Genomic DNA, 24,956 nt, shown 5'->3' with positions numbered 1-24,956 from the left:
GGGAGCGGTCTCAGGACCGGGGGTGTTCGGAGACCCAGAGCGCGAGCTGGGTCCGGGAGCTGAAGCCGAGCTTGGTGAGAGCGCGCTCGACGTGGCCCTCCACGGTCCGTCGTGACAGCACGAGCTTGCCGGCGATCTCCTGGTTCGTGAGTCCGGTGGCCACGAGCTCGGCCACCTGCCGCTCACGCTTCGTGAGAAGCGTGGCGCCGCCCTCGGTCGGCGCTCCGGTGTTGGTCGGGGAGGTCGGCTTCTCGTCGAGCGCGCAGGCGATGGCCGTTCCTTCGTCCATGGCCAAGCCGGCGTCGTACGAGCTCTGGAACTGGTCGTTGCCGAGCGACGCCCGCACCGCGGTCTCACACCCATGCCGCAACGGCGTGAGTCCGGGCAGGACCTCGAGCGAGGTCGCCATGACGTGCCACAGCCGGTCGGCTGCGCCGAGCAGGGTCGCCGACCTCCGGGGATCATCGGCCGCGTGCATCCAGGCGCAGGCCTCCAGGCACAGCGCCAGACCCAATCCTTCGTCCATGAGCCGCTGGAGCTCGAGACTCTGCCGCTCCAGCTCGATCGCCCGGACCAGGTCACCGCCCGCCCAGACGACCAGGCCGAGGTGCCACAACGAGAACGACCGGCACCACGACTCGCCACTGGCCTCGCAGATCGCAAGGCTTCTCTCGTGGGCGGCGGCGGCGCCCGACAAGTCGCCGGCGAAGGCCCGCGCCATCCCCAGCAGCGTGTACGTCTCGGCGATGTCGCGTGCGTTCCCTCCGTCCTCCAGCGCGATGAGGGCGCTTTCGAGGCGCTGGACGCACGCCTCGTGCTCTCCCAGGAACATCAGCTGCCAACCGGCGGCTTGGTCGGCGAGCCACGTCGCCGGCGGCGGCAGACCGTCTGCGAGCTCCCGTGCTTCGGCCGCGAGTGCCGCGGCAGCCTGCCGATCGCCCTGCAGGGCTGCGAGCCCGCACGCGGCGCGCACCCCGCGGAGCCGCCCGAGGCCGGGCTCAGGCACCAGGTCGAGAAGTCGGCGCAGCCAGTAGCGAACCTCGGTGAAGGCGCCGTAGGCGATGGCGTACTTGCGCAGCCGGGCGGCGAGCTCGAGGCCGCTCGCGGCCTCGCCCGGCTCCGTGGCGGCGAACTCGAGCGCGGTCCGGAAGTTCGCATCCTCGCGCCGGAGTCGGCGCATCCACCCGATCTGCCGCGGACTCATCCACTCCGCATCGGCGCGGCCCAGCAGGTCGATGTAGAACGTGAGCAGGGCACGACGGGTCTCAGCAACGGACCCGGTCGAGGCGAGTCGCGTCGCGCCGTACTGCCGCAGGACCTCGTGCATCCGGAACTGGGTGCGGCCGTCGGCCACCTCCACCGTGAGGATCGACTTGTCCACCAGCGCCTGCACGAGGTCGGCGGTGGCCTCCGGTGAGACGGAGGCGCCGTTCGCTGAGGCGACGTGCTCGATCGCGTCCATCTCGACGCGTCCGGCGAAGACCGACAACCGCTCCCACAGCCCGGCCTCTGCCGGCGTGCACTGGGCGTAGCTCCACTCGGTGCAGGCCGACATCGTGCGGTGCCGCTCGGGCGCGTTCCGGCTGCCGAGGTCGAGCAGCTGCCAGTGGTCCCGGAGCCGCGTGAGGAGCTCGCCCGGCGACGTCGCGCGCAGCCTCGTGGCGGCCAGCTCCAGGGCCAGCGGAATGCCCTCCAGGTGTCGGCAGATCTCCAGCACGGCTGCCCGGTTCTCGCCGTCGAGCTCGAATCCCGGCGCTACCTGCCGCACCCGTTCCACGAACAGGCGGACCGCCTCGTAGTCCTGGAGCGTGGTGAGCTCGGTCGCCGAGTCCGGGATGGACAGCGGAGTCACCGGACGGATCACCTCGCCGGCGATGCGCAGCGGCTCCCGGCTCGTGGCCAGTACGTGCAACCCCGGGCAGGTCCGCAGGAGCGTGTCGGCCAGGATCGCGCAGTCGTCGATGAGGTGCTCGCAGTTGTCCAGCACCAGCAGCAGCTCGCGGTCGCGCAGGTACTCGGTGAGGCGGATCGTCCCGAACTCGCTCGACCGGTCGTGGATGCCGAGCGCCGTCGCCGTCGCCTCCGGGATCAGCTCGGGGCTGGACAGCTCGGCGAGCGGCACGAAGCACACCCCGTCGTGCATCGCCCGCTGCAGGTCCGCCGCCACCCGGAGCGCCAGTCGCGTCTTGCCGACGCCACCGAGGCCGGTGAGCGTCACGAGTCTCGCCTCGGTCAGGAGTCGCCGTACGTCGGCGCGATCCTGCCGCCGGCCGACGAACTCGGTTAGCTCCGCCGGCAGGCTCGATCGGGCCGCCGGTGCGGCGGCCAACTGGCTCACCGCGTCAGGATAGGCGTCGGGTCACCCCGCTGCAGGTGGTTCGGGCCGCCTGGAGAGCTTCCGGCAGACCCTCGACACGGTCAGGAACAGGCCGACCGGCGGCGCGACGAGCCAGAAGTCGCGCATCGCACCCCGCCCGGCGGTCTGCAGCGTGACGTCGGCAGGTCCCGCCATCCCGGCGAGTGCGCGCACGGTCTCGCCGACGGCAGCACGCCGGGGGACCTCCCCGGAACGGACCGCTCGTACGGCGTCCTCGAGAGCAGCCAGGCGGTTGGACCAGTGGGCGCGGAAGACGATGGTGCCCGTCGCGTCGATGACGTACGCCGAGCTCGGCCTCGTCCCGAAGGCGCGGTGCACGGTGCCGTCGATGTCGTCCACCGCGACCGGGAAATCGAAGCCGTGCTGGCTCCTCAACGCGCAGGCGTTCGCCATCTTCGCGCTGGCGAGTCGCGGCTGGCGGACGTCGGCACCGGGGTGGGCCTCGCGGACGTTCACGACAACGAAGTCGACGGCGTCGCCGTACCTGCGGTGGTGGGTGACCAGTCCCGGCGCAGCGCCCTCGGTGATCGGGCACGTGAGCGACCCGAACACCAGCACCAGCGGTCGACCGCGAACGGTGATGTCGGCACTGCTGAACCGGCCGCCGTCCGTCGTGGGGAGGTCGAAGAGGGGGACCTGGTCCCCGGGCCCCGGATGGTCGGCAGGGATCCGCAGGTCGCGCACGACGACCCCGAGGGTGGGCCGGTCGATCCGGTATCGGCGGCCCACCTCGGGCTGGTCGGGCGCTGGTGCTCGGCCCATGCGCGGCTCCGACCTGCTAGGCGAGACGCTCGATGAGCATGGCCATGCCCTGGCCGCCGCCCACGCACATGGTCTCCAGGCCGATCGTCTTGTCCTGCGACCGGAGGTTGTTGATGAGGGTGCCGGTGATCCGGGCGCCGGTCATGCCGAACGGGTGACCCAGGGCGATCGCACCGCCGTTGACGTTGAGCTTGTCCTCGTCGAGCTTCAGCGCGTCGGCGGAGCCCAGCACCTGCACCGCGAACGCCTCGTTGATCTCGGCGAGGTCGACGTCGCCGATGCTCATCCCCGCATGCGCGAGCGCCTGCTTGGTCGCCTCGATCGGACCGAGGCCCATGATCTCCGGCGAGAGACCGGTGACGCCCGTCGAGATGATGCGCGCCAGCGGCGTGAGCCCGAGCTCGCGTGCCCGCACGTCGGACATGATCACGAGCGCGGCGGCGCCGTCGTTGAGGGGGCAGGAGTTGCCCGCGGTGACCGACCCCGACTCGCGGAAGGCGGGCTTGAGCCCGGCGACGGCCTCGTACGTCGTACCGAAACGGGGGCAGTCGTCGGTCGAGACCACGGTGCCGTCCGCCAGCGTGATGGGCGTGATCTCGGACTCGAAGTGTCCCCGCTTGGTGGCCGCCTCGGCGCGGTGCTGCGATCGCACGGCCCACTCGTCCTGTCGCTCGCGCGGGATCCCGGTCAGCGAGGCCACGTTCTCGGCGGTCTCGCCCATGTCGAGGTAGACGTCGGGGACGAGGCCGTCCTCGCGGGGGTCGCTCCACGCGGCACCGCTCACCTTGCGGGCGGCCGTGCGCTCACGTGCGCTGTCGAAGAGCGGGTGCTCCGTGCCCGGGAAGTGGTCGGAGCTGCCGCGCACGAAGCCCGACACCGACTCGACTCCGGCGGAGAGGTACGCCGTGCCCTCGCCGGCCTTGATCGCGTGGAACGCCATCCGGGTCGTCTGGAGTGAGGAGGAGCAGTAGCGCGTCACCGTCGTGCCGGGCAGGGTGTCGATCCCCAGCTGCACCGCCACCCGTCGCGCCATGTTCCAGCCCTGCTCGCCACCGGGCAGGCCGCACCCGAGGATGAGGTCGCCGAGCTCCTCCCGGTCCAGCTCCGGCACGGAGCTCAGGACGGACTCGATGACCTGGGCGGCGAGGTCGTCGGCCCGGACCTCCTTCAGTGAGCCCTTCATGGCCCGACCGATGGGGGAGCGGGTGTGGGCGACGATGACTGCTTCAGGCATGAGGGTGCTTTCTCTGTCGTGGCGTGCTGGCCGGCGGACCGGGGTGGAAACGGTGGATGAGGTCCCGGGGCACGGGGGGTGAGCCGCGCCCCGGGTCCTCCGTCAGGGGGCGGGGACGGGCTCGAGGGGGAGCATGGTCTCTTCGTCATAGGGAATCGGCCGGTTCTCCTTGGCCCAGAGCTTCTCCATCTCGGAGTTCTCCGGCGGCGCCATCAGGCCCTGGACCCGCCACAGGTCGATGGGCGTCTCGTCGAAGTGGATCTCCCAGTCGTAGCCGCGGTCCCTCACGTAGGGAGCGATCGTCGCCTCGAAGACGGACATGGCGAGCTTGCGGAACTCGGGGTCGTCCATCTGCCGTGCGATGTGGTCGACAACCATCCGCACGAAGTTGTTCTTGGGCTCGCCGCCGACGTACATCGTGTTCTCGGGCATCTCGTGGAAACGGATGACCACGTAGAACTCCGGCAGGTTGACGAAGTCGACGTACACCTTGGTGAGGTCCTTGGACAGCTGGCGCTTGTCCTCCTCGGTATAGGCGTTCTCCGGGGTGAAGATCTCCCAGTACGGCATTGCTGTTCCTCCTGCTGGCGCGAAATGGTGGTGGGTCACACAGTCTTGGAAGCTGCGCGGATGTAGGCCTCGATGGCGTCGTAGTCGGTGATCGAGCCCCGGGACACGACCTGGTCCGGCTTGGCGCCGGCCAGGATCTTCTTGATCGGCGTCTCGAGCTTCTTGCCGGTGAGCGTCCGGGGGACCGCGGGGACCGCAGCCACCAGGTCGGGCACGTGCCGGGGGGAGAGCTCCTTTCGGATGACTCCCCGCAGGGCGTTCACCGTGTCGGCGCCCATCTCGTGGCCCGGAGCGAGCTGCACGAAGAGCATCAGCTCGCCCGGCCCGCCGGCGGCGTCCTCGAGGTGGACGACGAGGCTGTCCTGGACCTCCGGGAGGCTCTCGACGAGGTTGTAGAACTCGGCGGTCCCGAGCCGGACGCCGCCACGGTTCAATGTGGCGTCGGAGCGGCCCTGGATCACGAAGCTCCGTCGCTCACTTACCGTGACCCAGTCACCGTGGCGCCAGATCCCCGGGTACGTGTCGAAGTACGCCGCCCGGTAGCGCTCCATGCCGTTGTCGTTCCAGAAGGCGACCGGCATGGACGGCATCGGGGAGCGGACCACGAGCTCGCCGACCACGCCGGTCACCTCGAGACCGTCATCGTCGAACGCGGTCACGTCCGACCCGAGCGCAGGTCCCGAGAGCTCGCCCCGGTAGACCGGCACCCAGGGGCTCCCCGAGATGAAGTTCGAGCAGATGTCGGTGCCGCCGCTCATCGAGTTCAGGTAGACGTCGGCGGGCAGGACGTCGTACAGCCAGTCGTACGCCTCGGGAGGCAGGACCGCGCCGGTCACCCCGAGAGTGCGGAGCGCGCTCAGGTCGAACCTGTCACCGGGCCGCATCGCCTCCTTGCGGCAGGCCATCAGGTAGCCGGGGCTGGTGCCGAACATCGTGACGCCGGTCTCGGCCACCGTGCGCCACGGCTCCTCGAGGTCGGGGTGCAGCGGGTTGCCGTCGCTGACCACGATGGTCGCACCGACCATGAGTGCGCTGACCATGCAGTTCCACACGGTCCAGCCGGTGGTGGTCATCAGCATCACCCGGTCGCCGGCCCGGGTGTCCAGGTGGAGTCCGTGCAGCTTCAGGTGCTCCAGCGTGATGCCGCCGTGGCTGTGGACCACTGCCTTCGGCAGCCCGGTGGTGCCCGAGGAGAACAGCGTCCACAGCGGGTGGTCGAAGGAGACGGGCTCGAACTCGAGAGGTGCGTCCGCGCTCTGGGCCGCCAGGAGCGCGGTCCAGTCGTGGGCGTCGGCGACCTCGTGGATCCCGTAGGACAGGCCGACCACGTCGGTCACCGTCGGCAGTGCGGCGCGGATGGTCTGCAGCTCCGAGGTCCGGTCCACCGCCTTGCTGCCGTAGGTGTAGCCGGAGACGGCGATCAGGATCTTCGGCTCGAGCTGAGCCAGCCGGTCGACGACGCTCCTGGCCCCGAACTCGGGCGGGCAGCACGCCCAGGTCGCCCCGAGCGAGGCGGTCGCGAGCATCGCCACGACGGCCTCGGGAACGTTCGGGAGGTAGCCCGCGACCCGGTCGCCCTTGCGGACGCCGAGAGCCTGGAACGCCGCGCGGGCGCGGCGTACCTGCTCCGCCAGGTCTCCGAAGGTGAGCTCGACCGGCTCCCTGGTCTGGGACCGGCCCAGGATCGCGGGCCGGTCCGGGTCGTCGACCGCCCTCAGGACGCACTCGGCGTAGTTCAGGCGGGCGGTCGGGAACCAGCTGGCCCCGGGCATCTCCCGGTCGGGCAGGACGCACGTGCCCGGAGAGCCAGGGACGTCGAAGTACTCCCAGAGCGAGGACCAGAAGTCCTCCAGGTCCTCCACGGACCAGGCCCACAGGTCGAGGTAGGAGTCGAAGCGACGGCCTCGGGTGGCGAGCCACGCGACGTACTTGCCGAGCCCGGTCTCGGCGAGCTCCTGGCCGGCGAACGCGGGGCGCATGACAGCGCCCGCGTTCGCCGCGATGGCCGCAGGCTCGGGGCGGCCGGTGATGGTGGTCATCGTCTGTTGATCAGGCGCTGAGGTGCTTGACGAAGTGGTCGCGCGCGGCCGCGGCGGCCTGGTCGAAGCCGGGGCCACTGTAGTTGGCGAAGTGGCCGCCCGGGGTGACGATGATCTGCTTCGGCTCCCGTGCCGCCTCGTAGGCCTCCAGCGCGAGCTGGTACGGCGCGTCCGCGTCCTCGGCGGCGACAATCATCAGGAGCGGGGTCGGCGCGATCCGGCTGATGTAGCTGCCGGGCTCGTACTCGGAGGCCATCTCGAGACTGCGCGCAGTCAGCTGGTTCTTCCAGCTGGGCGCCCGGTCCGCGGAGGTCTTGGTGAACCACTCGTAGGCCTCGAGGGACGGCATCATCGCCGGGAGGGTCGGGTCCGGGGTGACGGCATCCAGCATGGCGGGCTCGCCGCCGGCGAACCGGTTGGCCCGGTCGCCGTCGAACTGCTCACGCACGTGATGGATGAAGTCGGGACGGACCGCCTGGGCCAGCTGGCGCGATCCCGAGATGAACGGCACCTGCGAGACCACGGCCTTCACCCGCTTGTCGATCGCGGCGACGACGAGCGCGTGGCCGCCGGCGAAGCTGGTGCCCCACACGCCGATCCTCGAGGCGTCGACCTCGGGACGCGTGGTCGCGTAGGTGATCGCGTTGCGGATGTCGCGGTGCTGCAGGACCGGGTCGTTCTCCTGGCGGGGCGAGCCATCGCTCGCGCCGAAGTTGCGGTGGTCGTACACGACGACGTTGAGGCCGGCCTCCGCGAAGACCTGCGCGTAGTCGTCGAGGTGCATCTCCTTGACGCCGGACATGCCGTGCGTCACCACGACGGCCGGAGCGGGGCCGGTCGCACCCTCGGCCTTGTAGAACCAGCCCCGGAGGGTGATGCCACCTTCGCCGGGGAACTCAATGTCTTCTCGGGTCATCTTCAGCGCCGCCTTCACTCGTGGTCTCGGACAGGACGAACGTACGGATCTGTGACGGACGCCTCATAGAACGATCGCGACAGGCTGTGGAACCGGCGCGCCATGCGTTTCACGCGATACCGTGAGCCGCGCGGTAGTCACCCGGCGACATCGAGAACTCGCGTCGGAACTCGCGGCCGAGGTGGCTCGCGTCGCAGAATCCCCACCGGTGTGCGATCGCCGCGACCGAGGCGGACGTGTGCACCAGGTCGTTCCGCGCGGCGGCCAGGCGGTGCGCCCGTACGACGGCTCCCATGGTGTCGCCGGTGGCGGCGAACGCGCGGTGGACGGTACGCGGCGCGACGTTGTGGGCGACCGCGAGGTCGCGCACCCGGATCGCACCTTCGCTGAGGTGGCCGGCGATCCAGTTCTCCAGCTCCTGCCGGAGGAACGGGAGGAAGTCGGTCTCGCTGACGTCCGGGGTGTGGCTGGAACGGATCATCCCGGCGATCAGGACCAGGAGGGCGTTGCGGCCGGCCTCGACGTCGAGCGGCGACATCTGACCGAGCTGCGCGTCCACGCCGCTCAGGAAGTCCTGGGTCAGCCGGGCGAGCGGATTCGCGCTGGTGTCGAGGCACAGGAAGTCCGGGACGCCCGGCCCCGTGTCGTACGGGGCGAGCGCCGTCAGGGGGACCCGCACCGTGCGCTTCCGGACCTTGTCGGGGATGACGACGCTGCCCGTGGCCCGGGTGCTCATTAGCAGGAGGGCGCCCGGCCGCAGCACCAGGGTCTCGGTCGGGGTCTGCACGATCTGCCGCCCGGTGGTCACCATGAACAGCACCACCGACTCGGCTTCCTTGTCGGCCATGGTCTTACCGCGGACGCCCTCCAGGTCCGGACAGCGCCAGTCGGTGATGAGGAGGTCGCCGATGTCCCGCGCCTGGTGGGAGCCGTAACCCTGGATCCGGTTCGTGGGCTTCAGCTTCAGGCTCGCCAGGCGGTCATGGATGGCCATCCGCCAGCGGAAGTCCCGCTCCTCGTGCGAGATGGCGGGGGAGACTTCGGGAATCGTCTGGGTCTGGGTCATGGTCACGGTCTGCTCGCTGCTCTCTCTGGTGTCGAGGCGGTCTGGTGCTGGAGCTCTCGACTTCATAGGTGCTCTGTAGTTTGCTTCGGTGTGACAGTGGTTACTTGCCCCCACACGACAAGGATTTGTCTTTGCGCGACAGCGACGTCCCGATCCGCGCGTCGATCCTGCGCGGCCTACCCGCCGTGGTCACGAGCGTCGGCGGGCCGGGGGAGAAGTTCCTCGCGGCGTACGGCGTCGACGAGCGGCTGACGGCGCAGCAAGACACGTTCGTCAGCGTGCGACTGGTGGAGAAGGTCCTGGAGGATGCTGCGGCACAGCTCGACGTCCCCGACTTCGGCCTGCGGATGGCAGCCCAGCAGGACCTCCACGTCCTGGGCCCACTCGCGATCGCGATGGAGAACTCTCGCACGGTCGGCGAGGCCCTGGAGTGCGCGAGCCGTTACCTGTCCGTCCTCAGTCCCGCGCTGTCCCACGAGGTGATCCCGGACCCGCTGGACAACCCTGGGGTCCTCGCGATCCGCTACGCAAGCACGACCGGCACCGCGTCGCCGCAGGCGATCGACTACGGGCTCGGCATGGTCCACCGCGTCGTGACGCTGGTGACCGGCGGGTCGTACGGACTCCGCTCGGTCCAGCTTCCCCATCCCGCTCTCGCCCCCGAGACGGCGTACCGCGACCACTTCGGGGCCGAGGTCGCCTTCGACTGTGACCGCGCCGCTCTGCGGATGCCGCGACAGCTCTTGGACGTGCCGGTCAGCGGAGGCAACGAGATCTTGCGCGACATCGCGGTCGACTACCTCGAGAGCCACTTCGGTCACGAGGAGGTGCCGGTCTCCGACCTGGTCACCGCGATCCTCGAGGGCCAGCCGGGACCGGACCAGCCGGACCTGGCCAAGGTTGCGCGCCTGCTGAGTCTTCATCCGCGCACGCTCCAGCGGCTGCTTGCCGTCGAGGGGGTCGGATTCAAAGACCTGGTCGACCTGGTGCGGCGCGAGCAAGCGCGGAAGCTGATCACGACCACCGACCTGGCGTTCACGCGGATCGCTGTCCGGGTCGGCCTGCGGGAGCAGTCGAGCCTCACGCGCGCGGTGCAGCGGTGGTTCGGCACGTCACCCTCGGACCTGCGCCGCACGGCGCGCGATCAGCCTCGGTGATCGAGCCACTGGGCGACCGGAAGGCATGATCCGATCGTGCGCCGCGGACCACGCCCGGACGAGCGCAGAACTACGCAGGTAGCTACCTGTGCTCGGCCCGTCTCCCGGTCGGGCGCGGAGGTCCCACGACGAGGCGCAGTCGTTCTATGGGCGCTCCGTCAGGCCTCCCTAGCCTGCAAGGACAGCCATCAAGACGAAAGGCGTCTGTTATGCCTCTGCCGGAATCCACCGAGCTCTTCACCCTGGAGGAGGCCGACGGCGTCCTCATCGTGACCTACTCGGCCGACCCCCTGAACTACCTCAACGTCACCGCTCTCGGCGAGCTCGGACAGCTGGTGCCGGTGATGGCGGAGCCACGCTTCCGCGCGGTGATCTTCCAGTCCCGCCCCGACGAGACCGGCTTCCTGACGCACTTCTCCGTCGAGGAGATCTACGAGCTGATCATCAAGTCGCCCGAGACGTCGCGGTACGCCGCCGAGGTGGTGCGCCAGTTCAAGGCCCTCCTCGACAGCATCGCGGCGCTGCCCAAGGTGACCATCGCGGCGATGAACGGCGACACCATGGGTGGGGGCCAGGAGATGGCGCTCGCCTGCGACATCCGCATCGGGGAGCGCGGCGACTACCGGTACGGCCAGCCCGAGGTCCGTCTCGGCATCATCCCCGGCGCCGGCGGCAGCCAGCGGCTCTCGCGCCTCATCGGCCTGGGCAAGGCCCTCAACATGATCCTGCGGGGCATGGTCGTGACGCCGGAGGAGGCCCAGTCGCTCGGCATCACCTCCGAGCTCGTCGACGACGCGCCGGCGCGCGCCCTCGAGATCGCCAAGGAGATCGCGACCCTGCCCCCGATGGGCATCGCGAAGGCGAAGGCCTCGATCTACAAGGGATTCAACACCGACCTCCAGAGCGGCCTCGAGATGGAGAGCCTGTTCTGGCAGGAGGCCATGCAGTCCGACGACGCCAAGGCGGCCTGCCTCGCGTTCCTGGAGATCCCCCTCGAGAAGCGGCGCGACTACATCGAGAGTGGTCCGTTCCCGCCCAGCACCGGCATGTAGGTACTGCTGAACGTCCGTCGCGCACCTCGAGCACCCCGAGCAGTCGGTGCACCGGGGTGCGCGGCGGTCGTTCCGCACCCGTCATCCGCCACGCTCAGCTGCCATGGAGGTCAGAGTGAAGAGTCTGCAGATCAGCACTTTCGGGAAGCCCGCGGCCGTCGTGGAGCTGGTCGAGCGCGATGCTCCCCGGCCCGAGGCCGGTCAGGTCCTCGTCGCCATGGAGGCGGCGCCGATCAACCCGTCGGACCTCCTGCTCATGCGGGGGCGCTACGGACACCGTCCGCGCCTGCCCGCCGAGCTGGGGACCGAAGGCATCGGTCGCATCATCGATGTCGGCGCTGCGGTCGCACCGACCCGTGTCGGCGAGCGGGTCCTCATCGTCCCGACGCTCCGGCACGGCACCTGGCAGGACCAGGTCGCCGTCGAGGCGGACGATGCGCTACCGGTCGATCCCGATGCCGACGCGCTGCAGATGGCGATGCTCGGCATCAACCCCATGACCGCGGACCTGCTGCTGCGGAGCTTCGTCGATCTCCCGCCCGGTGCGTGGGTGGCCCAGACCGGCGGCAGCTCGGCCGTGGGCAGCTATGTCGTCGCGCTGGCCCGGCAGGCGGGCCTCCGCAGTCTCAGCCTGGTACGGCGACCCGAAGCGGTGCCGGCCCTGCTCGCCGCGGGCGCCGACGCGGTCGTCGTCACCGGCCCCCAGTTCGCGGACGACGTGGCCGACGCCCTCGGCGACGACCGGATCTCCCTCCTCATCGACGGGGTTGCCGGGGACGCGGTGACCGACTTCGTCCCGTGGCTCGCCCAGGGGAGCACGCTGGTGAGCTACGGCGGGATGAGCGGAGGTCCGGTCGCCATGAGTCCCGCCGACCTGATCTTCCGCGACATCCGCGTCCGCGGCTTCTGGCAGATGCACTGGCTCGAGAGGACGCCACGCGAGGAGGTCGCCGCGGCGTACGCCCGACTCGGCGCGCTCGTCGGCGACGGCGTCCTGAAGGCGCCGGTGACGGCGACCTACACGCTCGATCAGTGCCAGGCCGCCTTGGCCCACGCGGCCGAGACCGGCCGGGCCGGCAAGGTGCTCTTCGCCTGGTGACTGGGCCTCCCGGGACCCGGGTCAGGCGGGTGTGGGGAGCGCGCGCAGCGCGACCGGCACGCCGCTGAACGCCGCGGTGCCCGACGGGACGTCGAGGCCACCCGGTCCGGTGAGCGCGTTGAGGTTGGCACCGGGGTGCTGCTCGGCGACGCTGAGCTGCAGTCCCGGCCCCTCGTGGCCCCATCCGTGCGGCAGGCTGACCACGCCGCGCCGGATCTCGTCACTGACCTCGACCGTCGCCTCGACGGCGCCGGCGTCGGACGAGATCTCGCAGCGGGCGCCGTCGACCAGACCGTGCGCGCTCGCGTCGTCGGGGTGGAGCAGCACCGTGCACCGGTCGCGGCCGCGCATCAGGGCGGGGACGTTGTGCATCCAGGAGTTGAGCGACCGGGTCTGGCGGCGGCCGATGATGACGAGGCCGGGGTCGTCGCCGAGCCCGTCGTACACCCGGCGCAGGTCGGCCACCAGCGGTTCGGGCGCGAGCTCGACGCGGCCCGACGGCGTCCGCAGCACGTCAGGCAGGCGGGGTTGCAGCGGGCCCAGGTCGATGCCGTGCGGATGGCGTTTGAGCTCGTCCAGGGTGAGGCCACCGGGCCGCTGGCCGAAGTGGTCGCCGTACGGCCCGGCCCGCAGCAGGAGGTCGAGACCACGCTGCGGTCCGCGCACGTCGCCGAGCGCGGCGAGCACGTCCTGAGGGTCGAGGTCGGCCAGCACGCTGCCGGGCTCCTCCACGATGTCGTGGACGAGTGCGGAGAGCAGCATGTCGTCGATGACCCCGCGATCCATGTCGCCGAACCCGCCCAGCACGGCGGTGAGCTCCAGCAGGATGTCGTGCTCGGAGTAGGCGTCGGGCGGAGGCGGCATCACCGCGTCGGTCCAGCGCGTGTGGTTCCGGCTGGCGAGCTGCTCGAAGAAGATGTCGTAGTGGTCGCGCTCGACGGCCGACGGCGGGGGCAGGATCAGGTCGGCGTGGCGCGTGGTCTCGTTGACGTAGTGGTCGACCGAGACGAGCAGCTCGACGTGGCGGGCGGCGGCCTCGTAGCGCGCGCTGTCGGGCACGGAGCGGGCGCCGTTGCTGGCCATGGTGATCAGGGCACGGATCGGTGAGCCGTCCGCGAGGATCTCGTCGGCCAGCGCGCCCACCGGGAGCTCGCCGAGGACCTCGGGGTGCCCGCCCACGCGGCTCCGCCAGCGGTCCGTCGGGAAGGGCGCCCCGCGGCCGGCAACGCCGCGCGTGTTGTGGGTCGCGGCCGCCCCCATCGGGAAGAGCGTCCCGCCGGGCCGGTCCAGGTTGCCGGTCACCGCGGCGAGGGCGTACATGAACCAGGTCGTCACGGTGCCGAACTCCTGCGTCATGGCGCCGACCCGTCCGTAGATCGCCGTGGACGGAGCGTTCGCCATCTCGCGCGCCAGCTCCCGGATCACCTCAGGTGCGATGCCGCAGCGATCACTCACCGCCTCGGGCGTGAACGGGGCCACCGCGGTGCGGAGCTCCTCCGCGCCGGCGATGTGGGGACCGAGGACGTCGAGCCGGTCGAGGCCCTCGTCGAAGATCACCTGGGCCACGGCCGCGAGCAGTGCGGCGTCCCCGCCCGGTCGTACGGCGAGGTGGAGGTCGGCCAGCTCAGCGGTGGCGGTGCGCGCCGGGTCGATGACGATGATCCGGCCACCGCGCTCCTGGATGGCCTTGAGTCGTCCGCGCGGAGCGGTGATGCCTGTCGCGTTGGACACCAGCGGGTTGCAGCCCACGAGGACGAGCAGGTGGCAGGCGTCGACATCGGGTGCCGCACTCGAGAACGAGTTGGTGTCGCGCGCGCCGAACATGAGCCCGGCCGCGGTCATCATCGGCATGTGGTCGACGGTGGCCGTCGTGTAGACCTGCTTCGCCTCGGCCAGGCGCAACGACAGGTTGCCGTAGATCCAGGTGCCGTAGTCGTGGGTGAGCGGGGTGCCGAGGTGCCACGCGACCGCGTCGGGCCCGCCCTCGGCGACGATCGGCGCGAGCCGTTCCTCGAGGAACCGGAACGCGTCCTCCCAGGTCGTCTCGACCAACTCCCCGCCGCGTCGCACCAGCGGAGCGCGCAGCCGGTCGGGATCGTGGTGCAGGCTCTGCAGCGCGGTGCCCTTGGGGCAGATGAACCCACGCGTCGCCGGATGGTCGGCGTCGCCACGGATTCCGACGATCTCGTCGCCCTCGACCTTGACCCGGATCCCGCAGGCCACCTCGCACAGCGGGCACGTCGCCAGATGTTCGCTCATGATTCCTTCCAGAACAGTCGGCCGATCGCGGCCAGCGCCGGGATGGCGACGCGCCTTTGCAGGGCGGCGGGCAGGCCCGGCGCCAGTACGTCGGCACCGGTCTCGTGCACGATCCGCATCACCACCGGCAGCGGTGGTTGCCCGCTGGAGGCGAGCTGTCCTCGTCGCGTGGCCTCCCCCAGCCGGACACCGAAGTCGATCCACTCGCGGGCGGCCGGGGACAGCAGGGAGGTGACGGTCGCAGGCCCGTCCTTCGTCGCCCACGGGTCCGCGTGGACGGTGCCGGCAGGTACGACGATGACGTCGCCGCTGTGCGCCGTACGCACGCGCCCGCGGAGCAGGTAGCGAACGGCGCCGTCACGCACGAGGTGCACCTCGTCGGTGTGGGCGTGTCGGTGGGGCACCAGGAAGCCGGCGCCGGCCTGGAAGGTCCGGTCGATGCAGGACCACCACGCTCCGTCCAGCCAGACGCTGCTGCGCAGGGCGACCTCGGCGCGCCCGTCGGGGGAGCGGTAGCGGCCGACGACCAGCGGCGGAAGCGCGATCGAGAGCGGGTCGGTCGGAGCGTGGATGGTCATCGAGCTGCTCCGCTCTCTGCCCGGGTGAACAGGACCACACCCTCGGTCGTCGAGCTGCGGGTGACCAGACCCCGGCTGACCAGCAGCTCCAGGTGCGCATTGGTCTCCATCGCCGCGATGCCCTTGTTGAACACGTCGAGCTCGTCGAAGGAGCGCTCGTGTCGCGTCCAGCTCAACCGGGTCGCGGCGTCCAGGGCGGTGAGCGGGCCCCCCGCCAGCGTGGCCAGGCTGTTCACCAGGCGCTGCTCGTGGTGGACCAGCAGCTCGTCGACCCGGGCATGGGTCGACGGCGCCACCGGTCCGTGCGCGGGGAGCACCCGTAGGTCCGGCAGCGCACGAACTTTCGTCAACGACGCCATGAAGTCACCCAGCGGGTCGGGTGCCGGCGGCATCGTGAAGCCGATCGATGGCGTGATCGTCGGGAGGACGTGGTCACCGGCGAACAGGAGTCCCGCGCCCCGGTCGGCGAAGACGTAGTGACCCGCGGTGTGGCCCGGTGTGTGGATGGCGTCCAGTGTCCGGTTGCCGACCGGGATCGCGTGGTCGCCCTCAAACCAGGTGTCGGGATAGAGCCAGACCGCCTGGTTCGGGACGGCGTTCTCCACCTGGTTCCACTGCTCCGCGAGCCCGACCGCGCCGGCGCTCACGAGACTGGCGAAGAACGGGGTCTCCGTCCGCGGCCGGGCGTGGTCGTTGAGCAGGTCGAGCGTCGCCTTCTCGTCCGCGCCGAGCGCGACGTCGGCGCCGTACTCGTGGCCGAGCTGGGCGGCCATGCTGTAGTGGTCGCGGTGCACGTGCGTGACCAGGAACCGCCGGATGTCGCCGAAGCCGGCCCCGAGCAGGCGCAGGCTCCGCTCCAGCACGTCCCGTGCAGCCTCGATGGCCCAACCGCCGTCGACCAGGGTGAGTCCGTCGTCGGTCTGGACGACGTAGACGTTGACCGCCTTCAGGACGTCGGACGGCAGCGGCAGGGGGATCCGGTGGATGCCCTCCGCGACCTGCCACGCACCTTCTGCCGCCCAGTGCTGCCCGCAGTCCGGCGAGACGGCGTGGGCCGTCGGAGTGGTGCGGAACGTCGTCGCCACAGCAGGGCGCGTCTGCGGTGGCTGGGCAACATCGACGATGACCTTTCCGATGACGTTGTTCTCCACCGCGTCGTGGGCCGCCCCGGCCTGGTCCAGCGTGAAGTGATGCAGAGGCAGGCCGGCCGGCCAGCCGACGCGGAGTGCTCCCGAGGCCACCGCGGCGTTGATGTCCTCCGCGGCCGCCCGGAGAAGCTCGGGATCGAGGGGGTAGAGCAGCACGAACTGGTAGCGCACGTTCTGCCAGAACGTCTTGCCGATGTCGACGGTGAAGGTGTTGCCGCCGTTGTTGGCGTAGACGGCGATCGTGCCGTGGTTCTTGATGACCGCGATGTCGAGCTCGTTGTTCTCGGCCGGAGCGACCTCGACCACGAGGTCGACGCCCTCAGGGGCGAGTGCCCGGATCGCCGCGGCCGTGTCGGACTCCCGGTAGTTGACGACGTGGTGGGCGCCGGCCGCTCGCGCCAGGAATCCCTTCTCGGTGGTGGACACCGTCGTGATGACGGTGGCTCCCGACCATCGAGCCAGCTGGATTGCGGCGTTGCCCACCGCACCGGCGCCGCCCGCGACCAGCACCACCCGGCCAGCGAGTGCTCCCGGGCCGAGTCTCGTGGGCCCGTCCTGGGCCGAGGTCAGGGCGCGATGGGCGGTGACGGCGGGGACGCCGAGCGACGCACCGAGGTCGAAGTCGGCTCCCGCCGGCATCGGTACGACGCGCTCGACCGGCTGCACCGTGTACTCGGCCGCCGTGCCGTAGGCGCGGCCGTACTGGGCCAGCAGCAGCCAGACGGGATCTCCGACGGCCAGGTCGACGACGCCCTCTCCCACTGCGTCGACGACGCCGGCACCGTCCTGTCCGGGCGAGATCTCCGTGTGCTGGAACGGCATCCGCGCGCGGAACTTCCAGTCAGTGGGGTTCACCCCCGAGCGGACGACCCGGACCCGGACCTCCCCGGCGCCCGGGTCCGGGACGTCGCGCTCGACCACGCCCATCACGCTGGACGGGCCGTTCTCGGCGTACACGACTGTCTTCATGCCACTAGTTCGCCGCGCCGGTCGTGCTGAGTCCGCCATCGACAGGCAGGACCGCGCCGGTCACGTAGTTCGCCGCACGGGAGGCGAGGAAGATGACCGCACCGGCGATGTCGTCCGGCTCGCCCGTCCGCCCGACCCGGGTCATGGCGCGGATCTCGTCGCCCTGCTCGTCGAGGATCGCGTTCATCATCTTGGTCGGGAAGGGGCCCGGAGCGATCGCGTTCACGAGGATGTTCGGTGCCAGCTCGGCGGCCAGGTGCACGGTGAGCTGGTTGACCGCCGCTTTCGACGCCCCGTACGCGAAGGCGGGGAAGAGCGGCACCATGGTCGCGTCGATGGAGCTGATGTTGATCACGCGAGCCGGGTGATCCGGCATCGCGGCCTTGTCGAGCATCGGCCGGAGGAAGCGGGTCATGTTGAACACGCCCTTGACGTTGAGGTCCATGACCCGGTCCCAGCCGCTGTCGGGGTAGTCCTCGAGGGGTGCTCCCCAGGTGACGCCCGCGTCGTTGACGAGGATGTCGACGGTGTCGGTGTGCTCGGCGATCTGTTCCACCAGCAACCGGCACTCCGACTCCTGGCTGAGGTCGCGGGCGAAGGCGTGCACTGTCCCGAGCTTCCCGAGATCCCGTGCGGCCTCCTCGCAGCTGTCGGCCTTGCGGGAAGAGATGTAGACCTCCGCGCCTGCCTTGAGGAGGCCCTCGGCGATCATGTAGCCGATACCGCGGGTTCCGCCGGTGACGACGGCCTTCTTGCCCTTGACTGAGAAGAGCTCCTGCATGGTGGTGATCCCTATCTGTGGGTCGACTGCTTGTCGCGGTGGTGGGCCTGGACGGAGATGCCGACCCAGAGGGCCGTCCGGTTGAGCCGGTCGTGGTGCGTCGCGACCAGGCTGTCGAAGATCTCCTCCGGTGGGGCGCCGGAGTCCAGGGCGGCGTCGAAGTCATCGAGGAACTTCCGCGTCTCGGCGATGTGCCGGCGGTCGTCGTCCGCGGTCGGGGCCTTGTGGCCGGCGACGACCCGCGACGGCTTGCAGGCGGCGATCGCGTCGAGCGCCTGCCGCCACTCGTCACGGCTGGCGCGGTCGGTGTCGACCGTGTACGGGAACACCCCGTTGTAGACGATGTCGCCCGCCACGACGAGGTCGAGCTCCGGGACGTGCACGAAGGTCGTGTCCGACCGGTCGGAGTGACCGGCGCGGTGCACCAACAGGCTGTGGCCCTCGAGGTCGATGCGGTCGCCCTCCAGCGGCACCGCCTTCACGATCTCCTCGGGGATCTGGTCGCCGAAGAGCGGCCCCCAGAGGCTGTCGTAGACCTCGGGGGAGGTCTGCTCCTGCATCCGGTCGACGACCTCGGTCAGCGCGACGACCTCGGCGCCCGGGTGCCGCGCCACGAGCGGGCCGAGGCCGAAGAAGTGGTCACCATGGCCGTGGGTCACGTAGATCGTCTGCAGCTCGAGGCCGCGGCCGTCGATCCAGTCGATCAGTGCGGCCGCGTGCTCCTTGGTGGTCAGTCCGTCGATGAGCACGGCGCGCTTCTCGCCGCAGATGAGGGTCGCCGATGTGGGCGACCACATGCTCGGCGAGCCATCGGGGGCGGGTCGTCCGGGGATCGGCTGGCCGTCCACGACGAGCACCTCGAACGTCAACACGCCCAGCTCGTGTCGAAGGTGGCTCATTGCATCTCCTGCCGCAAGGGATCTGCTGCCCGCAGCGGGGCGCAGCGACTCGATTGTCGACACCGGTCCTGCCACCGTAGGAAGCAGCGTTCCGCCGCCAATAGAACGCGCGTGCCGCGCACTGGTACGGAAACGCCTCAATGCGAGTGAGGGCTTGTCTGCGACCCGTACCACGTCGACGCTTCGACTCATGGCCGCGCGAGCGCGAGTGAATCTCTTCCGTAGTCCGTGGGACCTGGAGTTGGTCGCGCAATCGCTGCTCGGCGTCTGCAGGTTCGACGACTTTCAGGCCGAGCTCGGCATCTCGCGCCAGGTTCTGGCGGAGCGGTTGAAGGAGTTGACGGCCGAAGAGATCTTTGTGCGCCAGCAGTACCAGAGCCGTCCTGACCGTTACGAGTACCGGCTCACTAGAAAGGGCCGCGACCTCCTGCCGGTCGTAGAGGAGATGACGGAGTGGGCGCAGCGTTGGCGCGGTCACACGACCGGGAACATCCACCCGCAGGAGGTGAGGTGAGCGTGTCATTACAGGACTCTGGGCGAGTTGGCCTCGGCCAGGCCGTCGAGGTGAGCGAGGGCGTCTACGCCTACGTCCAGCCCGATGGCAGCTGGTGGATCAACAACACCGGTTTCCTGGTGGGGTCGCGGGGCGTGGTGAGCGTGGACGCCTCCTCCACGGAGGCGCGCACGAGGGCCTACCTGGAGACGATCGCGGCGGTCAGCGACCAGCCTGTGCGCACGCTGATCAACACCCACCACCACGGGGACCACACGTTCGGGAACTACCTGTTCTCGTCGGCGACGATCGTCGGCCAGGAGCGCTCACGGGCCGCGATCCAGGCCTGGGGCCTGCCGCGCTCTGCGCCGTACTGGACCGACGTGGAGTGGGGTGACGTCGAGCTCGCGCCGCCGTTCCTCACCTTCGACGAGTCCGTCACCGTCTACGTCGACGAGCTGAGGTGCGAGGTCAAGCACCTGGGACTGCCGGCCCACACCGACAACGACGCAGTGGTGTGGCTGCCCGAGCGCAAGGTCCTCTTCAGCGGGGATCTCCTGTTCAACGGGGTGACGCCGTTCGTGGTCCAGGGGTCGGTCGGCGGCATGCTCGAGACCCTGGCTGCTGTGGAACGCCTCGGTGCCGAGGTCGTTGTCCCCGGGCACGGGCCGGTCTGCGGTCCGGACGTCATCGGGGACGTTACGTCCTACCTCCGGTTCGTGCAGGATGTCGCAGCGCGGGGGGTCGCGGCCGGCGTCTCGCCACTGGAAGCGGCGCTGGACACCGACCTCGGAGAGTTCGCGGACCTGCTCGACCGCGAGCGGATCGTCGGCAACCTCCATCGCGCGTATGCGGAGGAGCGCGGTGCGCCCTGGGGAGCGCCGCTCGACGCAGCCGCCACTCTCGAGGACATGGTCACCTACAACGGCGGCATGCCGCTGACCTGCCACGCCTGACACCCAAGTTTGCAAACCGCTCCGGATCAGTGCGGTCTGAGGAGCCTTCAACCAAAGGAGATATGGGATGAGCGAGAACGCGCGCGGGGGGAAGGTCTACGCACTCAATCTCTTCGACTTGGAAGATGACGAGAAGTACCTGAGCTACTTCAGCCGTCTGCCCGTTGAGATTCCGGCACACGGCGGCCGCCCGATCGCACTCGGCCGTTTCCGAGCCAACGTGACCGGCGACCTGACCCCCCGCCAGATCCTCATCCTCGTCGAATGGGAATCCCAAGCAGCGTTCGACAGCTTCCGGGACGATCCTGCCCTGGCCGACTTGCACCCGCTCCGGGTCCACGGCTCGTCGTCCTACATCTGGCAGCTGTTCGACGGGCTTGATCTGACCGACCCCGGCCTGACCCTCGACGAAGTGCTGGGGATGCTCCAGCGCTGACCACTACAAGACGTAGGGGATCACCCAACGCGAGCGCGCTTTGTAGGGCGCCCACTCGGGATACCGGCTCATGCTCGCCTCTTTGGCCAGCATGTTCGCCGTGAAGAGGCCGCCCCACACCCAGGCCAACACCACGAACGGCAGCCAGTGCCAGACCATCAGGGCGAAGCCGAGGTAGATCATCATCTCGCCGGTGTAGTTCGGATGGCGCACGAAGCGGAACGTGCCGTCGGTGATGAGGCCGCGCTGGATGCGCAGCGTGTAGAACTTCTGCGCGTCGGCCGCGATCATCACCACTGAGCCGAGCACGACGAGCGTGATGCACACCGCGAACCACGGGTTGTCATCGATCGGATAGTCGCCTCCGCGGCCGGAGATCAGCAGCCAGCCGAACAGCCAATACCAACCGAGGATCGCAAGGATCGCGTTCGCGGCGCCCGGCAAGGTGAGCCGATGTTGCCACCCGGGGTCGGGGAACGCCTTGTCCTTGAGGTACCAGACCAGGCCGTACGAGCCGTGCAAGGCCAGGTAGATCCACGCCGCAGTACTCGTGGCAGCCGGCGTGTGACCTTCGTACAGCCACATGAGTGCACCCAGGTAGGCGAACATCAAGCACTTCTGGAGGTTGATCACGGTCGCGAAGGTGACGATGCGTGGTCCGCCCGGCATGTCGATGACGAAGCGCTGCTGCAACCCACGGACGAATCGGGCGTACCCCGGCACCGGTCGCGCCGCTCCCGTTCCGTGCAGGTCAGGCGTCGTAGTCAACGTGGACCTCGTCGCTGGTCGGGTGCGACTGGCAGGTGAGCACGTAGCCGGCTTCCACGACGGCCGGCGACAGGGCGAAGTTCTGCTCCATCGCGACCGAGCCCAGCAGCACCTTCGCCTTGCAGGTGCCGCAGGCCCCGCCGAGGCACGCGTACGGCGCCTCCAGCCCGGCTTTCAGCGCGGACTCGAGGACGGTGTCGCCGGCTGCCAGCGAGACCTGGTGCTCACGGCCGCGCAGGTTGACCCCGACCGTCGCCGGGGAGAAGTCGTCGGCGACCTTGGGCTTCTGGTAGCCGTGGAAGAGCTCCACGTGGACCTGGTCCGGCTCGGTGCCGCGCTCGAGGAGCAGGTCGCGCAGGTCGGTCACCATCTCGACCGGTCCGCACAGGAACCACTCGTCCACCGAGGCCGCGGCCAGGTCGGAGCCGAGCCATTCCTCGAGCTTCGGGCGGTCGACGCGACCGCGGAGCTGTGCCGGGTGTCGTGGGTCGCGCGAGCGCACATGGATGATCCGGAGCCGGTCGGCGTAGCGCGCCTCGAGCTCGTCCAGCTCGTCGCGGAACATCGTGCTGTCGGCGTCCCGGTTGCCGTAGACCAGGGTGAAGCGACTCTCGGTCTCGACGGCAAGTGTCGTCTGTAGGATCGAGAGCACCGGGGTGATGCCGCTGCCGGCGGCGATCGCCACGTAGTTCTTCCTGCCCAGCGGGTCGAGCGGTGTGCCGAACGAACCGGTCGGCGTCATCAGGTCGAGGGTGTCGCCGGCCTGGAGCTGTTCCATCGCGAAGGTGGAGAAGGCACCGCCGGGGATGTGCTTGACGGCGATGGCGAGCGTGTCGGAGGTGGCCGGGGAGCAGATCGAGTAGTTGCGCCGTACGCCCTCGCCCCCGAGGTCGGTGCGGACGGTGACGTGCTGACCGGGCTCGAAGGAGAACTCGTCCCGCAGGTCGTCGGGCACCTCGAAGCGGATCAGCACGCTGTCCTCGGTCAGCCGGTCGACGCTGGTGACCCGGACCGGGTGGAACACCGCGGCACGGGCGGAGGACCGCTTCGGCATCCGCACGGGGAGAAGCCGGGCCAGCTTGCCGTTCAGCCTCTTCCACTCGCGGTACTCATCGGTGTCGAGCTGCTGGCCGAAGACGGTGCCGATCGCAGCGTCGCGCTCGAGGTAGGCCTCCTCGTTGCGCCGCCAGGCCGCGACGTAGCGGTGGAACGGGATCGAGGGGTGCAGGTGGTGGACGAGGTGGTAGTTCTGCGAGAGAAGCAGGGGCGTGAGGATCCATTCGGAGCCGACGCGGTTGCGGGTGGCGCGGTAGCGGTTCTCCTGCTGGGTGTCCTCGAGGTCGTGGTGCGGCAGCCAGTCGAACCACCAGGCCAGGACGAACATGGCGACCCGCGCGGGGATCAGGTACAGGACCGCCAGCGTCCAGAAATGTCCGGTGAACGCCGAGGCGACGATCACCGAGACGGTCGTGCCCATCAGGAAGACCGTCTCCAGCACCTCGGCCCGGGGACGACGCCTCACGTTGCGCACCAGGAAGGCCAGGTACGGCACGTCCATCAGCGGGAACCGGACGGGAAGCTGCCACCAGGGGGCGCCGCTGACGAAGTGGTCGGGGTCGTTCGCGTCGTCGTTGGTGTTGCGGTGGTGCTCGATGTGGATGAACGCGAACGACTTGAACGAGATCAGCGGCGAGACGAAGAGCATCGCGACCCGGCCGAAGGCCACGTTGACCCAGCGGTGGGTGCTCACCGAGTAGTGGGCGGCGTCGTGCAGCACGGTGAACAGCACGAAGATCGCGGACGCGCTGAGCAGGACCGTCGCCGGGGCGGGAAGCCGATCGGCCAGCGCTGCCCACGTGGAGAACGCGAAGACGGCGAGAGCGCCGGAGAAGATGCCGACGATGGGCCACGAGATCGCCGAAACCCCGACGCCGGGGTCAGGAAGCGCGTGGCGCGAGGCTGCGGGCGCGGGTTGCTCGGTGATTGCTGACATGCCCGCAACCTATGAACCGCGAGCCACCGGTGCTAGGGGGTCCGAGCCCACGCGCGTGTGCGCGCAGCACATGCCGGTCAGGTAGCGCCGGGCTCCGTGGTGAGCACCGCCGGACCGAGCACCTGGGCCAGCCGCAGCGCGGCGTGAAGCTCGACGACCCGCTCCGTGGCGGGGCGTCCCCGCCGTTCCTCTGCCCGGCGCATGCGCTGCAGCACGGTGTTGCGGTGCACCCCCAGGGCCTCGGCTGCGGCGGCCAGCCCTCCCTGTGCGGCGAGCACCGCCAGCAGTGCCCGTCGTTCCTCGTCCTCCCGGCGTCCCTTGACTGCCAGGGCACCGAGCTCCGTCGCGACGAACGCGCGGGCCAGGTCCAGGTCGCCGCTCATCGTGTCCACGAGCGCAACCTCGGCGTACGACGTCACCGGAGCTGCCCGGCCGGAGAGCTCGATGATCCGACGGCCGCGCTGCGCCTGGGCGTGGGAGTCGCGGAAGCCGCCGGGGCCCTGCGCCGGCGTGCCGAGAGAGATCCGGACGTTGGTAGGGACCTGCTCGGCCAAGGGCGCGAGGTCCTCAGGCGCCACCTCGGGCGCTCGCGTGGTGGAGACCCAGCCCCACAGCGCGTGGGCGCCGTCCGGGACGAGCAGGGGAGGAGGCGAACCGAAGTGCGCACCGACCGCCGCGCCGACCCGTGCGAGGTCGGCGTCGTCGCCATCGGTCCAGCAGACGAACGCGGTCTGCCACCCGGTCAGCCGGTGCGACAACGTGCGCTCGGCTCGCCCGAGGTCGATCTTGTCCCCGGCGATCAACCCGCGGACCGCATCGGTCCGGGCCGCGCGGACCCGGTTCTGGATGCGGTCGAGCTCGGCGACGTACTCGGCGGCGACCTCGCTGGAGATGCGGTCGGCGTAAGCGAAGGCGAAGCGCTGCAGGTCGGTCACCACGGCGAGGGCGAGGGCCGGGTCGGGCACCACGTCGGTGATCCCGGCGAGGATGCGGGCGGTGAAGTAGGCGTGACCGATCCGGTAGAAGCGCAGCATCACGTCGACGCTGTAGCCGCGGGCCGCCATGGCCCGTGCGTGCTCGAGGGCCGTGACCGGCGCCGTCGCGGCGCTCGCGTCGATACCGTGCCGGACCATCGACAGCGCGGCCTCGAGGTTCGACGAGCACGACCCGAGCGTCAGCCCGCGGAGATCGTCATCGGCAGCGGCCTCCGGGATACGTTCGAGGATGTAGTCGAGCATGTCATCGGCGTACGACGACACGTCCCCCAACAGCTCGGCGGCAGTGCGGCGCAGCTCGATCACGACGGGCTCAGGAAGGTCTGCCGACCCACCCGCACTCGCACCCATGCCGGGAGACTATCGAGCGCCACCTCGACCGGGCCCCTCGATTGGGATCGGCCGGACG

21 protein-coding genes are annotated in these 24,956 nt (G+C 70.0%); 6 read left to right on the top strand and 15 right to left on the bottom strand.

The window, feature by feature from the left end:
* Positions 1-10 precede the first annotated feature (10 nt).
* From D0Z08_RS15295 to D0Z08_RS15265, 7 genes are all read right to left on the bottom strand, one after another.
* Positions 11-2,338 (bottom strand): ATP-binding protein, encoded by a 2,328-nt coding sequence (locus D0Z08_RS15295; RefSeq protein ID WP_118926103.1) that lies wholly within the window; start codon positions 2,336-2,338, stop codon positions 11-13.
* A 21-nt stretch (positions 2,339-2,359) separates the two neighbouring features.
* Positions 2,360-3,139, bottom strand: a complete 780-nt coding sequence (locus D0Z08_RS15290; protein WP_118926102.1) for a peroxiredoxin family protein — start codon at positions 3,137-3,139, stop codon at positions 2,360-2,362.
* A gap of 16 nt (positions 3,140-3,155) precedes the next feature.
* On the bottom strand, positions 3,156-4,373 hold the full coding sequence (locus tag D0Z08_RS15285; RefSeq protein WP_118926101.1) for an acetyl-CoA C-acetyltransferase: 1,218 nt from the start codon (positions 4,371-4,373) through the stop codon (positions 3,156-3,158).
* Positions 4,374-4,475: 102 nt separating this feature from the next.
* Complete coding sequence (locus D0Z08_RS15280; protein WP_118926100.1) at positions 4,476-4,943, bottom strand: tautomerase family protein; 468 nt, start codon at positions 4,941-4,943, stop codon at positions 4,476-4,478.
* Positions 4,944-4,978: 35 nt separating this feature from the next.
* The gene (locus D0Z08_RS15275) at positions 4,979-6,982 is read right to left on the bottom strand and encodes an acetoacetate--CoA ligase (RefSeq protein ID WP_245993987.1); all 2,004 of its coding nucleotides are present in this window, start codon (positions 6,980-6,982) and stop codon (positions 4,979-4,981) included.
* 10 nt (positions 6,983-6,992) lie between these two features.
* Positions 6,993-7,898 carry an alpha/beta hydrolase gene (locus D0Z08_RS15270; RefSeq protein WP_118926153.1) on the bottom strand — a complete coding sequence of 302 codons (906 nt, stop codon included), beginning with the start codon at positions 7,896-7,898 and terminating at the stop codon, positions 6,993-6,995.
* A gap of 109 nt (positions 7,899-8,007) precedes the next feature.
* Positions 8,008-8,964 carry an AraC family transcriptional regulator gene (locus D0Z08_RS15265; RefSeq protein ID WP_118926152.1) on the bottom strand — a complete coding sequence of 319 codons (957 nt, stop codon included), beginning with the start codon at positions 8,962-8,964 and terminating at the stop codon, positions 8,008-8,010.
* A 131-nt stretch (positions 8,965-9,095) separates the two neighbouring features.
* Here D0Z08_RS15265 and D0Z08_RS15260 point away from each other — a divergent pair, with 131 nt between their 5' ends.
* The 3 genes from D0Z08_RS15260 to D0Z08_RS15250 all read left to right on the top strand — a co-directional run bounded on the left by D0Z08_RS15260 (position 9,096) and on the right by D0Z08_RS15250 (position 12,272).
* Entirely contained in the window at positions 9,096-10,121 is a 1,026-nt protein-coding gene (locus D0Z08_RS15260) for an AraC family transcriptional regulator (RefSeq protein ID WP_118926099.1), read from the top strand.
* A 209-nt stretch (positions 10,122-10,330) separates the two neighbouring features.
* Positions 10,331-11,173: an enoyl-CoA hydratase/isomerase family protein gene (locus D0Z08_RS15255; RefSeq protein WP_182481324.1), complete on the top strand. Its 843-nt coding sequence runs from the start codon at positions 10,331-10,333 to the stop codon at positions 11,171-11,173.
* Positions 11,174-11,288: 115 nt separating this feature from the next.
* Complete coding sequence (locus D0Z08_RS15250; protein WP_118926097.1) at positions 11,289-12,272, top strand: zinc-dependent alcohol dehydrogenase family protein; 984 nt, start codon at positions 11,289-11,291, stop codon at positions 12,270-12,272.
* A gap of 21 nt (positions 12,273-12,293) precedes the next feature.
* On the opposite strand, the gene D0Z08_RS15245 is transcribed toward D0Z08_RS15250, so the two are convergent.
* The 5 genes from D0Z08_RS15245 to D0Z08_RS15220 are packed head-to-tail and all read right to left on the bottom strand — an operon-like array spanning position 12,294 to position 18,906.
* Positions 12,294-14,531: a molybdopterin-dependent oxidoreductase gene (locus D0Z08_RS15245; RefSeq protein ID WP_118926096.1), complete on the bottom strand. Its 2,238-nt coding sequence runs from the start codon at positions 14,529-14,531 to the stop codon at positions 12,294-12,296.
* The gene (locus tag D0Z08_RS15240; protein ID WP_118926095.1) at positions 14,528-15,109 is read right to left on the bottom strand and encodes a cupin domain-containing protein; all 582 of its coding nucleotides are present in this window, start codon (positions 15,107-15,109) and stop codon (positions 14,528-14,530) included. The genes D0Z08_RS15245 and D0Z08_RS15240 overlap by 4 nt, the downstream gene beginning before the upstream one ends.
* Positions 15,106-17,226, bottom strand: coding sequence for an MBL fold metallo-hydrolase (locus D0Z08_RS33000; RefSeq protein WP_245993985.1), 2,121 nt, complete (start codon positions 17,224-17,226; stop codon positions 15,106-15,108). Before D0Z08_RS33000 ends, D0Z08_RS15240 begins: the two co-directional genes overlap by 4 nt.
* A gap of 4 nt (positions 17,227-17,230) precedes the next feature.
* Positions 17,231-18,007: an SDR family oxidoreductase gene (locus tag D0Z08_RS15225; protein WP_118926094.1), complete on the bottom strand. Its 777-nt coding sequence runs from the start codon at positions 18,005-18,007 to the stop codon at positions 17,231-17,233.
* 11 nt (positions 18,008-18,018) lie between these two features.
* Positions 18,019-18,906, bottom strand: a complete 888-nt coding sequence (locus D0Z08_RS15220; RefSeq protein WP_182481323.1) for an MBL fold metallo-hydrolase — start codon at positions 18,904-18,906, stop codon at positions 18,019-18,021.
* A gap of 190 nt (positions 18,907-19,096) precedes the next feature.
* Here D0Z08_RS15220 and D0Z08_RS15215 point away from each other — a divergent pair, with 190 nt between their 5' ends.
* From D0Z08_RS15215 to D0Z08_RS15205, 3 genes are all read left to right on the top strand, one after another.
* Positions 19,097-19,420 (top strand): winged helix-turn-helix transcriptional regulator, encoded by a 324-nt coding sequence (locus tag D0Z08_RS15215; RefSeq protein ID WP_118926092.1) that lies wholly within the window; start codon positions 19,097-19,099, stop codon positions 19,418-19,420.
* Entirely contained in the window at positions 19,417-20,355 is a 939-nt protein-coding gene (locus D0Z08_RS15210) for an MBL fold metallo-hydrolase (RefSeq protein ID WP_220454198.1), read from the top strand. The genes D0Z08_RS15215 and D0Z08_RS15210 overlap by 4 nt, the downstream gene beginning before the upstream one ends.
* A 67-nt stretch (positions 20,356-20,422) precedes the next feature.
* Complete coding sequence (locus D0Z08_RS15205; protein ID WP_118926091.1) at positions 20,423-20,791, top strand: DUF1330 domain-containing protein; 369 nt, start codon at positions 20,423-20,425, stop codon at positions 20,789-20,791.
* Positions 20,792-20,794: 3 nt separating this feature from the next.
* Here D0Z08_RS15205 and D0Z08_RS15200 read toward each other — a convergent pair whose 3' ends face one another.
* The 3 genes from D0Z08_RS15200 to D0Z08_RS15190 form a co-directional block, all read right to left on the bottom strand.
* Positions 20,795-21,559 (bottom strand): methyltransferase family protein, encoded by a 765-nt coding sequence (locus D0Z08_RS15200; RefSeq protein ID WP_220454197.1) that lies wholly within the window; start codon positions 21,557-21,559, stop codon positions 20,795-20,797.
* Positions 21,543-23,552: a fatty acid desaturase gene (locus D0Z08_RS15195; RefSeq protein WP_118926090.1), complete on the bottom strand. Its 2,010-nt coding sequence runs from the start codon at positions 23,550-23,552 to the stop codon at positions 21,543-21,545. Before D0Z08_RS15195 ends, D0Z08_RS15200 begins: the two co-directional genes overlap by 17 nt.
* A gap of 77 nt (positions 23,553-23,629) precedes the next feature.
* Positions 23,630-24,898, bottom strand: coding sequence for an RsbRD N-terminal domain-containing protein (locus D0Z08_RS15190; protein WP_118926089.1), 1,269 nt, complete (start codon positions 24,896-24,898; stop codon positions 23,630-23,632).
* Positions 24,899-24,956: the final 58 nt, after the last annotated feature.

Source organism: Nocardioides immobilis (genome assembly GCF_003515065.1).
GTDB classification, from domain to species: Bacteria; Actinomycetota; Actinomycetes; order Propionibacteriales; family Nocardioidaceae; genus Nocardioides; species Nocardioides immobilis.
This window is presented reverse-complemented; position numbering and strand designations above follow the sequence as displayed.